The sequence below is a fragment of the Candidatus Nitrosopumilus sp. genome (assembly GCF_965223225.1).
Lineage (GTDB): Archaea > Thermoproteota > Nitrososphaeria > Nitrososphaerales > Nitrosopumilaceae > Nitrosopumilus.
In genome coordinates this window covers 1,477,512-1,490,125 of the sequence record NZ_CBDCVU010000004.1, presented here as the reverse complement: position 1 = coordinate 1,490,125, position 12,614 = coordinate 1,477,512, and the positions used below count along the sequence as shown (strand labels likewise).

At 33.8% G+C, this 12,614-nt stretch carries 15 protein-coding genes; 8 read left to right on the top strand and 7 right to left on the bottom strand.

From position 1 onward, the window contains the following. The first annotated feature begins 14 nt into the window (after positions 1-14). Genes ACOQN3_RS09450 through ACOQN3_RS09430 form a run of 5 tightly spaced genes read left to right on the top strand, consistent with a single transcriptional unit; the run spans position 15 to position 4,200 of the window. Complete coding sequence (locus ACOQN3_RS09450; RefSeq protein WP_420546206.1) at positions 15-1,097, top strand: pyridoxal phosphate-dependent aminotransferase; 1,083 nt, start codon at positions 15-17, stop codon at positions 1,095-1,097. Beyond that, positions 1,094-1,933: a cobyric acid synthase gene (locus tag ACOQN3_RS09445; RefSeq protein ID WP_420546205.1), complete on the top strand. Its 840-nt coding sequence runs from the start codon at positions 1,094-1,096 to the stop codon at positions 1,931-1,933. The genes ACOQN3_RS09450 and ACOQN3_RS09445 overlap by 4 nt, the downstream gene beginning before the upstream one ends. Then, positions 1,930-2,901, top strand: coding sequence for a cobalamin biosynthesis protein (locus tag ACOQN3_RS09440; RefSeq protein ID WP_420546204.1), 972 nt, complete (start codon positions 1,930-1,932; stop codon positions 2,899-2,901). Before ACOQN3_RS09445 ends, ACOQN3_RS09440 begins: the two co-directional genes overlap by 4 nt. Beyond that, positions 2,894-3,619 carry an adenosylcobinamide-GDP ribazoletransferase gene (cobS, locus tag ACOQN3_RS09435; RefSeq protein ID WP_420546203.1) on the top strand — a complete coding sequence of 242 codons (726 nt, stop codon included), beginning with the start codon at positions 2,894-2,896 and terminating at the stop codon, positions 3,617-3,619. The genes ACOQN3_RS09440 and cobS overlap by 8 nt, the downstream gene beginning before the upstream one ends. Beyond that, positions 3,616-4,200, top strand: a complete 585-nt coding sequence (locus ACOQN3_RS09430; protein WP_420546202.1) for an NTP transferase domain-containing protein — start codon at positions 3,616-3,618, stop codon at positions 4,198-4,200. The genes cobS and ACOQN3_RS09430 overlap by 4 nt, the downstream gene beginning before the upstream one ends. Here the strand turns inward: ACOQN3_RS09430 and ACOQN3_RS09425 are convergent. After that, a complete protein-coding gene (locus tag ACOQN3_RS09425) occupies positions 4,183-4,380 on the bottom strand; it encodes a 30S ribosomal protein S27e (RefSeq protein WP_420546201.1) in 198 nt (65 codons plus the stop codon). The genes ACOQN3_RS09430 and ACOQN3_RS09425 overlap by 18 nt on opposite strands. After that, complete coding sequence (locus ACOQN3_RS09420; protein WP_420546200.1) at positions 4,377-4,658, bottom strand: 50S ribosomal protein L44e; 282 nt, start codon at positions 4,656-4,658, stop codon at positions 4,377-4,379. The genes ACOQN3_RS09425 and ACOQN3_RS09420 overlap by 4 nt, the downstream gene beginning before the upstream one ends. 117 nt (positions 4,659-4,775) lie before the next feature. Between ACOQN3_RS09420 and ACOQN3_RS09415 the strand changes: the two genes are divergently transcribed. The 3 genes from ACOQN3_RS09415 to ACOQN3_RS09405 are packed head-to-tail and all read left to right on the top strand — an operon-like array spanning position 4,776 to position 9,075. Continuing rightward, on the top strand, positions 4,776-6,491 hold the full coding sequence (locus tag ACOQN3_RS09415) for an adenine deaminase (RefSeq protein WP_420546628.1): 1,716 nt from the start codon (positions 4,776-4,778) through the stop codon (positions 6,489-6,491). A 44-nt stretch (positions 6,492-6,535) separates the two neighbouring features. Next, the gene (gene thsB / locus ACOQN3_RS09410; protein ID WP_420546199.1) at positions 6,536-8,164 is read left to right on the top strand and encodes a thermosome subunit beta; all 1,629 of its coding nucleotides are present in this window, start codon (positions 6,536-6,538) and stop codon (positions 8,162-8,164) included. A gap of 38 nt (positions 8,165-8,202) precedes the next feature. After that, complete coding sequence (locus ACOQN3_RS09405) at positions 8,203-9,075, top strand: ROK family protein (protein ID WP_420546627.1); 873 nt, start codon at positions 8,203-8,205, stop codon at positions 9,073-9,075. On the opposite strand, the gene ACOQN3_RS09400 is transcribed toward ACOQN3_RS09405, so the two are convergent. The 5 genes from ACOQN3_RS09400 to ACOQN3_RS09380 are packed head-to-tail and all read right to left on the bottom strand — an operon-like array spanning position 9,076 to position 12,613. Next, complete coding sequence (locus tag ACOQN3_RS09400; protein WP_420546198.1) at positions 9,076-9,336, bottom strand: DUF2024 family protein; 261 nt, start codon at positions 9,334-9,336, stop codon at positions 9,076-9,078. Positions 9,337-9,338: 2 nt separating this feature from the next. Then, positions 9,339-9,701, bottom strand: a complete 363-nt coding sequence (locus tag ACOQN3_RS09395; protein WP_420546197.1) for a hypothetical protein — start codon at positions 9,699-9,701, stop codon at positions 9,339-9,341. An 8-nt stretch (positions 9,702-9,709) separates the two neighbouring features. Next, the gene (gene guaA / locus ACOQN3_RS09390; protein WP_420546196.1) at positions 9,710-11,233 is read right to left on the bottom strand and encodes a glutamine-hydrolyzing GMP synthase; all 1,524 of its coding nucleotides are present in this window, start codon (positions 11,231-11,233) and stop codon (positions 9,710-9,712) included. Between the two features lie 4 nt (positions 11,234-11,237). Continuing rightward, a complete protein-coding gene (locus ACOQN3_RS09385) occupies positions 11,238-11,813 on the bottom strand; it encodes a hypothetical protein (protein ID WP_420546195.1) in 576 nt (191 codons plus the stop codon). A gap of 35 nt (positions 11,814-11,848) precedes the next feature. Next, positions 11,849-12,613: a 6-hydroxymethylpterin diphosphokinase MptE-like protein gene (locus ACOQN3_RS09380; protein ID WP_420546194.1), complete on the bottom strand. Its 765-nt coding sequence runs from the start codon at positions 12,611-12,613 to the stop codon at positions 11,849-11,851. Position 12,614: the final 1 nt, after the last annotated feature.

The following is a 12,614-nucleotide window of genomic DNA, read 5'->3' as shown; positions in this document are numbered from 1 at the left end:
TCCTATTTCAAATTGTGAAAATCCACACAAAATCCTCTATAATTAGACATGTGCCAATAATTCACGGGGGTCTAAAATCTAGAAAACACCGAGATCGACATATTGTGGATTTCAGCTCAAATATTGCCCCAAATGGAATGCCATCATCTATAAAAACAGCTCTAAAAAAAAATCTCGTTGAAATTGAACAATATCCTGATTCTCATTCACGCAAACTTCATTCAAGCTTACAAAAATACCTGCGTGTACCAAAACACAATATTATAGTTGGAAATGGAGCAATTGAAATAATCTATAATTTCTGCTATGCGTTTCTATCTAAAAATACAAAAGTATTGATCCCTATTCCAACATTCCAAGAATATGAGAATGCTTCTAGACTTAATGACTCCAAAATATCTTATTTTAAAACAATGAATTTGTCTAATGATGTTGATTCTTTTCTTTCAAGCATTCCAAAAAATGGCTGTATTTTTATTTGTAATCCAAATAACCCTACAGGAAAACTCTTGTCGAAAACTCAACTACTAACCATAGTTGAATCTGCAAAAAAATTATCTTCAATTGTTTTTGTTGATGAATGCTTTATTGAATTAGTTCCCGACGTAAATGAATCCATAGTATCCTATGTAAAAAAATATGATAACCTTTTCGTATTACGTTCCTTAACAAAATCCTACGGCCTTCCTGGTCTAAGAGTTGGGTATGGTGTGGGATCAAAAAAAATAATTACAATATTGGAAAAAATTAAGATTCCATGGAGCGTAAATTCTCTTGCAGAAATAGCAGGAGTGATTGCCATTGATGATAAATCTCATCTCAAAAATTCTAAATTACTAATTAAAAAAGAATTATCATATCTAAAAAAAAATATTTCCAAAATCAATGGATTTGATTGCATTGATTCATCTACTAATTTTATCCTAATTAAAACAAAAATTGATTCTACTGAAATTCAAAAAAAATTATTGAAAAAGCATATTCTGATCCGTGATTGCAAAAACTTTAGAAATTTAGATAATCATTTCATTCGGATAGCTGTAAAATCTCATAAAGAAAATATGTTACTTGTAAAAGCATTAGAGGCTATAAAATGAAGTCTCTAATGATTCAGGGAACCGCCTCTGGCGTAGGAAAGACAATATTGGTTGCTGCTTTATGTAGAATTTTTTCAAATGAAGGTTATAGTGTAGCTCCATTCAAATCACAAAACATGTCAAATTTCTCATATGTGGCTTCTGACTTTGAAATTTCAAGGGCACAAGCTATTCAAGCCATTGCAGCTAGATGTGATATTTCTCCTGAGCTGAATCCTATCCTGCTCAAGCCTTTGGGAAACTACTACAGTACGGTCTATCTAAATGGCATACCTTACAAAAAAATGCATGCAAAAAAATATTATGAAAAATTTGTCAATACACTGGGCATAAAATCTGCTTATCAATCGTTAAAAATCTTACAAAAAAAATATGATTTTCTAATTTTAGAGGGGGCTGGCTCACCTGCCGAAATCAATTTGCAAAAATTTGATATTGCAAATATGAAAATTGCACAAAAAGCAAATGCTTCTGTTTTGCTTGTATCTGATATTGACAAGGGTGGTTCTTTTGCAAGTCTGGTCGGCACCATGGAATTACTTGAAAAAAAACATCAAGAACTCGTCAAAGGTTTTATTTTTAATAAATTTCGAGGTGATAAAACAATATTGAAGCTTGGTATAAGTAAAATTAAAAAAATTACAAATTTACCTGTTTTAGGTATAATTCCAAAAATTGAAGTAACTTTACCAGAAGAAGATTCTCTTAATTCTAAACCTAAAAATTATTCGTGGACCAAAAAAAGAATTTTAAAAATAAATAATGAACTGGATGATTTAGCAAGAATTGTAAAGTCAAACATAGACATTAAATCAATAGAGAAGATGCTCAAATGATAATTGAATCAATAATTGTTGTTGGGTTTGCTATATCTATCGACTTATTATTTGGAGATCCAAAAAATAAATTTCATCCAACTGCGTGGATTGGAATAATTATTGCAAAATTTACTCTGTTAGCAAAACATGAGAATCCTTTAGTTGAGAAATTGGGGGGAATTTTCATAATTGTTACAACCTCGTGTGTTGTAATTTTCTCTCTTCTACTTTTTGATCTTGGGATTTCTTTGATTTCAATAGATTATCTTTCTTTGATTGTTTTTATTATTGCAAGTGGATTGTTACTTAAAAGTACACTAGCAATTCGTGGAATGGAGCAACATGCACTTGCTGTTCTAAGATCTATTTCACAAGACAATCTTGACATGGCCAGATCAAATCTCTCCATGATTGTAAAAAGAGATACTAAAAATTTAGACAGAAATCATATTTTGTCAGGTGTGCTAGAAAGCTTAAGTGAAAATATTGTAGATGGTATTACTAGTCCTATTTTCTATTATGCGTTTTTTGGTTTATACGGTGCCTTTATCTATAGAGTGGTTAATACTGCTGATTCGATGATTGGATATAAAAATAAGATTTTTAGAAATCTCGGATGGTTTACAGCATTCTGTGATACTATTTTGAATTATGTTCCATCTAGACTAACAGGATTAGTTTTAGTTCTCTCTGCTCTTATTATGCGTAAAAATTGGAAAGAATCATACTCGATTATGTCCAGAGATGGTAGCAATACTGAAAGCCCAAATGCTGGATATCCAATGGCCGCACTTGCAGGTGCTCTTGAAATAACTTTTGAAAAAATAGACCATTACAAATTAGGTAATGGCAACACAATGTTAAATGAAAACCATGTATTTTCTGCAATTAAAATGATGAAACTATCTTGCATTTTGTTCTTTGGCATTGTAGTTATTCCAATTATTTTCATTTTGTCAAGTATTGGATGGTGGTTTTATGCTTAGAGAAATCGGTTCAATTTTCTCATTTTTAACAATACTTCCATCATCTAATGCACAACTTGAAACAATTGCAAAGTACATGTATTTCTTCCCCGTTGTTGGATTGGTAATTGGGCTTCTAGTCGGCTCCTTAGGATTTGGTTTATCCTTTATCTTAGATCCATTACTTGTCAGTTTGTTAGTAGTTGCCTCAATTGCAATAATCACTGGAATCCATCACTCTGACGGTTTAGCCGATTTTTCAGATGGGCTTATGGTAAAGGGAACTAAAGAAAAAAAACTCAGTGCAATGAAAGATGTTTCTACGGGTTCTGCTGGTATAGTTGGAATTGTGCTATATCTGGTTGGACTGATCATTACTCTGTCTCTTACTTCTGGTATTGATCTGTTCAAGGCAATTTTGATTAGTGAAATTCTTGCTAAATTCTCTATGGTATTCATGGCCTCTATTGGGAAATCGGCTTCTTTAGGTTCCAATTCTCCTTTTGTGAATCTCATGAAAGATAAGCGAAAATTAACAATTGCTTCTGTTCTTATGGTGATCCCTGTGATTCTAGTAGGTGGTACAATTGGATTAGCAATGATTGGTGCCGCATTGATTTTAACAATCTTCATAATTTTATTGTCTTCACGTAGTTTTGGTGGGATCACAGGAGATGTTCTTGGTGCTACTAACGAACTTACAAGACTGGCTTCACTGATGGTATTTGTGTCGATATGATTGCACTTGTCATGGCTGGGGGTAAAGGTACTCGTATGAATCTAAATGGCGAAAAACTATTGCTCAAATACAAAAATCATGTGATTTCACATGTGATTGAATCTCTTACCAATTCAAAACACTTCTCACGAGTATTGGCAGCCACCAGTTGTAACGCTCCAAAAACAAAAGAAATGTTAGAAAATACCGGAATTGAAATTCTTGATACTTCTGGAAATGGATATGTTGAAGATCTAAACTACGTACTTCAATCTCTTGAAGATGTTGTTTTTGTTACTTCTGGAGATTTACCACTTTTAGATGCACAAATAATATCTGATCTTGTTGGTCAATACAATTCTAAAAATATCTGGACAAGTTTTCTTGTAACAAACAAATTCTTGAAAGGACTTGGCATCAAATCTGAGAATTCCATTAGTTTTGAAAATCAAGATTGTCATTTTACAGGAATATCTCTGGTTAATTCTAAACATATAGAATCTCTTGATAATATACAAGAACACTTTATCATAAATGATGACAAAAGAATTGCTCTTAACTTAAACACAAAATATGATTATGATCTACTCGGCACTACCTGATATTTTGCCATTAATCTTTGCTTTGGATCCAGTTGCTTCAGCAATTGTATTGCCGCAAGAATTACAAGCTACTGACGTAGAAACATGTGAATAAACCACTTGCACTTCACCGCATTCACTGCAGTTAACTTTTTGAAATTTACTGGAAGGTTTTGGAATTTCAATATGATCTTTCTTCATGCTGCCACCAACTCAAACTTTTTTATTCTAATGCCTGGTTTATTGTATTTCTTCTTACATACACTACAGGTCATAATTGGGGTGACCTTCTTTGTAACCTTGGCTGGTTTTGCAAGTTTTGGAAATTTCTGACCTCCGTATCCCTGCTTACGTTCTGCATGACGACGTTCTCCTCTTGCAGAACCACGTCTTTTTCCAGCCTTGTAAATGGAGACCTTTTGTTCTGTGTGTGTCTTGCATTTTGCACAGTACTTTCGGATCACCTTGGGAATATTCATATGAACAAAACTTTTTTCACCGTAATTTAAGCATTGAATCTATAATAGGCACAAGATTTACCTAAAAACATGACTTCGGTCCTGTCTAAATCCATAGAATCATTAAATTCCGTAGCTATGGGCGACAAAAAAGCCGATCTTATTCTAAAAAACTGTAAATTATTATCTGTCTACACTAGAGAAGTTATTCCAGAAACGGATGTTGCTATTGTTGGGGACAGAATTGCATATATTGGATCCGACGCATCACATACAATTGGACCTAAAACCAAAGTTATTGATGTAAATAACAAATACGTCAGTCCTGGGTTTGCTGATCCTCATCTACACATTGATCAATTTGTATTACCATCTGAATTTGCTAAACAGGCCCTTCTCTGTGGTGTTACATCTCTTTTTTCTGATCCAATCGACATTGTAAGTGTGGCAGGTTACAAGGGGTTCCAAGAATTTCTTCGTCTGGGAAATGACTTGCCAATTAGAATTTTTCAGGTGGTTCCAGGCGGTCTTCCAGTTGATGCAAAATTTAGTCACAGTAAACATCTTTCATTGTCACAAGAAAAAGCTGCACTAAAAAATTCCAATGTCCTTGGTCTTGGAGAAGTTTTTTCATGGACTAAGGTAACTCTTCGAGAACCTAAAACCATGAAGTCTCTTTTTCACATGTTAGAATGTGATTGTATCATTAATGGGCATACAGCAGGGGCAAGTGACAAGAAACTCAATGCTTATGTTTCTTCTGGAATTCTATCCTGCCACGAACCAATCAACTTTGATCAAGTCTTAGAGAGATTACGATTAGGTATGTGGATTATGATTCGAGAAGGATCTATTAGACGTGATCTTAAAGAAATCATCCCACGAGTTTTGTCGCATGATGTATATCTAAATCGTTTAATGTTCTGCTCTGATGGGCTTGATCCGATAGACCTCAAAAAATTTGGTCATATTGATCATTGTGTCCGTGAAGCAATATCCTTGGGGGTAAAACCAATTGACGCTATAAGCATGGCTTCAAAAAATACATTTGACTATTATAATATGGGAAAAGATCTAGGGGGAGTTGCTCCTGGGAAATTAGCCGATATTCTAATTTTTGATGATTTAAAATCCTTTAAACCAAATATGGTTTTTGTTGGGGGCAAACTTGTTGTCTCAAATGGCAGTATCATAAAAAATCCAAAGAAAAAGTCAATCCCCTCTTGGATAAAAAATACCGTCAAACTAAACAAACTATCAAAAAGTGATTTTATGATTAAATCTAAAAAAGAAAATGTAATGGCAAATACTATTTCTATGCAAACTGAAATAATTACCAAAATTGGTTCTTCTGAGTTAACTGTTAAAGATGGAAATGTTACTGCATCTCTGGATTCTGATATCTGGAAGGTTGCAGCGTTTGATAGAACAAATCAAAAAAATCAACATTCTGTCGGCTTTCTTGAAAACTTTGGAGCTGACATTGGTGCGTTTGCTTCTACTTGGAGCTTTCATGAAAACGATCTGATTGTAATTGGTTCTAATGAATCTGATATGGCTATTGCTTCTAATCATCTCATAAAGAATCAAGGAGGATTGGCAGTGGTTAGATCTGGTAAACTTTTAGCGTCTTTGTTTCTGCCATTTGGAGGAATCATTTCTACTTCATCCTTTGAAAAAACTTTATCTGATTTTGAAAAAATTAACAATACTATAGTTGATCTTGGATGCAAGTTTGACAGACCTCATTTGCTTCCACTGTTTTTGCCGTTCCTTGCGTTGCCTTCTGTTAGAATCTTATCAAGTGGAATTATTGATGTGAAAAAAAGACAATATATCCCCCCGATCTACTAAGTAATGTTAAAAAGGGGGTTTACGCGAGTTGAAGCTGAATCTTAATGGCATCAATTCAACAAGGACCAAATGGACCTGTTTTAGTTCTCAAAGAGAGTGCTTTACAACAAAAAGGCAAAGACGCCCAACAAAATAACATTGCTGCAGCAAAACTAGTCTCTGAATTAGTACGCAGTAGTTTAGGACCTCGTGGACTGGATAAAATGCTAGTTGACTCGTTAGGTGACGTTACAATTACTAATGATGGCGCTACAATTCTCAAAGAAATTGATGTTCAACATCCTGCAGCCAAAATGATGGTTGAAATTTCTAAAACTGTAGATAATGAAGTTGGCGATGGAACCACTTCTTCTGTTGTTTTTGGTGGTGCGTTACTGGCAAAAGCTGAAGAATTACTAAAAAAAGATGTGCATTCTTCTACCATTGTTGAGGGTTATCAAAATGCCGCAGAAAAAACCCTTGAAATTTACTCAGAACTATCAAAGAAAATCACTGCTGATGATAAAGAATCTCTTCTTAAGATTGCTACAACCAGTATGCAATCAAAATTAATTTCAGAAGACAGTGACATTTTATCAAAAATTGTTGTTGATGCAATTCTTAGCATCGCTACTAAAAAAGGTGATAATTACACGATTGATTTAGAAAATATCAAAGTTGAAAAGAAGGCTGGCGGATCAATTCAGGACACCCAAATTGTAAAAGGAATTGTTCTGGATAAAGAAATAGTTCATAGCGGAATGCCTACAAAGATTGAAAAAGCACGCATCGCCTTGGTAAACTCTGCATTAGAAATAGAAAAAACTGAAATGAGTTCCGAAATTAGAATTACTGATCCAACTCAAATGCAAATGTTCTTGGAAGAAGAAAATAGGATGTTAAAAAACATGGTTGACAAATTACATGACATAGGAGCCAACGTACTGATTTGTCAAAAGGGTATTGATGATATTGCTCAACACTATTTGGCAAAACATGGAATCATGGCTGTCAGACGTGTTAAAGAAAGCGACATGATAAAACTATCAAAGGCAACTGGTGGTCGTGTTATTAGTAATCTTGATGATCTTTCTGACAAAGATCTTGGAATCTCTGATTTGGCCCATCAGAAAAAAGTTGAATCTGATAAATGGGTCTTCATTGAAGGTTGTAAACATCCACAGTCGGTAACATTGTTAATCCGAGGTGGCTCTCAAAGAGTTATTGATGAAGTAGACCGTTCAATTCATGATTCTTTGATGGTAGTAAAAGATGTCATAGAAAAACCTGAAATTGTGGCGGGAGGCGGTGCTCCAGAATCTTTTGCTGCATCACAGCTAAAGGATTGGGCAGATAATTTTGATGGAAGAGAACAACTTGCAATAAAAAAATATGCTGAAGCATTAGAGACTATTCCTTTAACCATAGCTGAAAATGCCGGAATGGATCCAATTGACACCATGGCTAATTTAAGAGCAAAACAGAATCAAGGTCGTAAATGGACTGGTATTGATGCTAGAAATACAAAGATTGCTGACATGCTATCTATTGATGTTGTAGAACCAGTTGCAGTCAAAGAACAAATTGTAAAGTCCGCAACAGAAGCTGCATGTATGATTCTTAGAATTGATGATGTAATTGCCGTATCGGGTGGTCCTAGTGGCGGTGGCGGCGGAATGCCTCCAATGGGATAATTTATTTAAGATTTAAGCAGTATATTTTCTACAATAAAATATTGTATAAAATAGGAGTTGATCTGGGTGGTACTAAAATAGAGGTCATTTTAATTGATGAATCCTCTAATGTTGTTGACAGAAAAAGAGTCCCGACCCCAAGTGATAATTATGATAATATTCTTACTGCTATTTCATCATTAGTTTCAGATATTTCTGTAAATATTTCCGATTATACGCTTGGAATTTGTACCCCTGGGACTATTTCTAAACAAACAGGTTTGATAAAAAATAGTAATACCCAATGTCTAATTGGCAAATCTATCAAGGAAGATCTGGAAAATATGTTAAATCTGGACATATCATTGGAAAATGACGCAAATTGTTTTGCTTTAGCTGAAAGTAAATTTGGATCTGCACAAGGGTATGGTGTTGTTTTTGGTATAATCATGGGCACTGGTGTAGGTGGAGGAATAGTTGTAGATGGGAAACTACATTCCGGACGGAATCATATTTCTGGCGAATGGGGACATCATACCTTGCATCAAAATGGTCATCCTTGTTATTGTGGCAAAAATGGCTGTGTTGAAACTTATCTTAGTGGACCATCTTTAGAAAAATATTGGTATACATTAACTGGAAAATCCCAAACACTTTCTGAAATTCTCTATAATTTTGAGTATGATGAAAAAAGTGTAAAATGGCGTGAAGAATTTTTAGAAAATTTTGGTTATGGTGTTGCTAATGTCATTGATATTCTAGATCCTGATGTGATTGTAATTGGTGGTGGTTTATCTAATATTGATTTCTTGTATACGGAAGGAAAAGATTCAGTATATGAAAAGGTATTTTCTGATTCAATTGATACACCAATTTTAAAAAACAAATTGGGAGACTCTGCTGGTGTGTTTGGTGCAGCTCTTCTGATTTAATTATTCAGGGCACCCATCTAACTTAGAAATAAAATAACCATTCGTCATTATCTCTATCTCGACATCATCTGGAACTGACTCTGTATGACAAAATCTACATTCTTTTGTGGAAACTATTGCATCTTCTTCCCCCACAGATCTTAACCATTCTTTTGCAAATAATATTGCCTTGTTTACATCGGACTCGTCAGTAACAACATCAAAATGCATTGTGTGCCCGTGTTTTGATTTTACGTACGTGTCAAAAACATGAAATTCCATGTCTATTCCATCTCAGAGTATGTATTGCAAACTTTTGTAACTTTATCTGCAATTTCGTTTATGTCTACATCTAATTCTGTACTGATTATAACTAAACCAGCTCCTGTAATAGGAATGGTCATCCTAAAAATTTTCTCATATTTTGCTAATGCAAAAACAGGTTTTCCAATTTTTTCCGTGGTTTTTTTACGTGTTGCCCATCGGTATATTGCTTGAGATAGTGAAGTTTCTGTTTCTTCACGTGTAAGATAACTTGTTAATCCCGGTCTCATCTTATCATATAATTCTCCATAATCATAAATCCCCACATATCTAATTTTATCATCACATTCAAGAATTTTGTCGCAGATTTTTTCGTATTGCATTTTTATCACTATTGAGGCTCTATTGTTGCAGGTGGTTTACTTGAAACGGCATACGTCACCCATGTAACGTTTTCTATTTCATTTGTTATTCTGTTGCTAATCTTTTCAAGTAAATCGTGTGGAAGTCGGGTCCAATCAGCTGTCATTGCATCTATTGAGTCAACTACTCGAATCATTACAATATTGCCATATTTTCTTTCGTCTCCTACTACTCCTACTGCTTTGTCGTCTCCAACTGCTGCATATGCCTGCCAAACCTTATGATACAGATTTGCTTCCAATAATTCATCTTCTACAATTTTGCTTGATATTTTTGCCATTTCTAATTTTGAAGGAGTTATTTCTCCAATTATTCTAACTGCAAGTCCTGGACCTGGGAAAGGATGTCTCATGTATAGTTTTTCTGGAACTCCTAAAATTTTTGCTATTTTTCTAACCTCGTCTTTGTATAGATCTCTTAATGGTTCCAAAATCTCTAAATCCAACCAATCTGGTAATCCGCCTACATTATGATGTGATTTAATTACGGATGCTGGACCCTTTGAAATTCCACTTTCAATTACATCTGGATAAAGCGTTCCTTGAGCTAACCACTTGAATGGTGCATTTTCCTTTGCAAAATCAGTGAATACTTTGACAAATTCTTCTCCTACTATCTTTCTTTTTCTTTCAGGATCTGTTATGCCCTGAAGTTTTTCAAGAAACTTTTCTGATGCATCAACTTTTGTAAAATTTACCTTAAAATTATTCTTGAACATCTCTTCAATCTCATTTTCTTCATTTAATCTCAACAAGCCGTTATCTACAAAAATACATTTGAGTCTGTCTCCTATTGCCCTATGAATTAATAATGCAGCTACTGTAGAGTCAATCCCTCCACTAACTCCACATAAGACATTACCTTCTATCGTTGAAAGTTTTTGCATTGATGCATCTATGAATCCCTCCATCGTCCAATCTTGTTTTGTCTGACATACATTAAGTACAAAGTTTTTTAGAATTTCAGTTCCTTGTTCTGTATGTATTACTTCTGGATGAAATTGTATTCCGAATATTGATTTATCATTTGATGCAATGGCTGCTGCCTTTGCATTTTCTGTATGGCCTATAATTTCAAAGCCTGGCGGAATTTCTTCTGCTTCATCACCATGACTCATCCATGCTCTAACTGATTCTCCTATTCCGTTTAGAAGGTTTTTGTTGTTGTCTATTGTTAGTAATGATGATCCATATTCCTTATTTGCTCTTTTTACTCTTCCTCCAAAATTATTTACAATTAACTGATGTCCATAACAAATTCCAAGTATTGGTATTTTCATTTCAAAAATTTTATTTTCAGGAAACGGTGCATCTTTGTTATAAACACTTGATGGACCACCTGAAAAAATTATTCCTTTTGGGTTTTGTTTCTTTAACTCTTCAAAACTAATGTTGTAAGGAACAAGTTCTGCATAGACTGAAAATTCCCTTATCCTTCTACAAATTAAATGGCTATATTGCGATCCAAAATCTAAAACAAAAATCTTATCCATTAAATCACCTATTGGTGTTTTCTAACATGCGTGACAATGACCATCCTACTGTGTTAATTAATTCATTGACTCTTTCTTTGTATCGATAATTTCTGACGTTGATCTCCTTCATCTCTGAACCTTCTTTATTTATCATGCACTCAATAATGGCGTCTTTTTGAATCCTTCCCTCATTTACCTCTTGTAGATCCTTTTTTTTCATTTCTCCTATGATCCTGTCTAGAAAGAAGGACTTGAACGGAGGTGTATTGGCATCTACTTTTATCTCATCTGATAAGAGTATGGATACTTGTTTTTCAGTTACGTTGGCATTGGCCAATATTTTTCCGTTATTTCCTTGTTTTATTGGAATAACTTTTTTGGTAGATGACTCCTCTGAAATCTCTTTCTTAGGACTTTGATCTTTTGTTGACTTTGTAAGTTGTGATGCTTTCGTAAAACTTGATTCTTTTAAAACTAAATCCAAAAGTAGAAGATTTTTTTCTAATTTTTCTAATTCAATATGGTGTTTATCGATCTGTTCTAATAGATCCTCTTTCAAGGCAATGATGTCTTTTATTTGCTCTTCTGAAAACTTCATATTTTGTTAAATAATCTGTGGGTATTAAATTCATTCTAGATGTCTAATTCATCTAGTTCTTTGTATGTTATTTTTCTAAATCCTGGTATCGCTCTTGATGTTGTAATTAATTCTGTCTTTGTGGTAGTAGACAACCATTCCAATAGCGATTCGGCTTTCTTTAACTTTCTCTTTTTTACTTCTCTTTCTATTGTTTTTGTGTTAGAAATTCTTCCAATTCTTTTCCCAAAATCCATTCCAAATAAAATTATTCTTTTTGCTCCAAAATAACTTGCTAAAAAAATCCCCCTGTCTCCATCAGTAAAACCTCCATAATTTTTTATTTTTTTAAATTCTTTTCCTTGGGTTGTACCTATACAATTTGTAAAAATTTTTGAAATTGTAATTTTTTTTATATTATCTCCATGTGCATGTACAACAAAAATTGATTTTGTCTTTGCTAATTTAGATAGGGCATCTAAATCTCCATCCAAATCTGTCACGATGATATTTGGTCTTATTCCATTTTCAATCAAATATTTCACCGAACTATCTGCGGCAATTTTTATAGATTTTTCAAATAACTTTAACTTTGAAATTGAAGTTGATAGTGATGGTCCTGAACCAATTACAAATATTGTTTTTCCTCTAATTAGGTTAGAAATTTTATTTTCTGTATTTGATTCTGTTAAAACAGAATTTAAGATCTTGGCTGATTCAAAGTCTTTTTCTTTGTTGTATTCAAATTCCCTTAAAATTTCATCATATTTTGCATCCCATCCTGGAATAGCCATATCACTCAAATTGGTATGGGTTTTCATA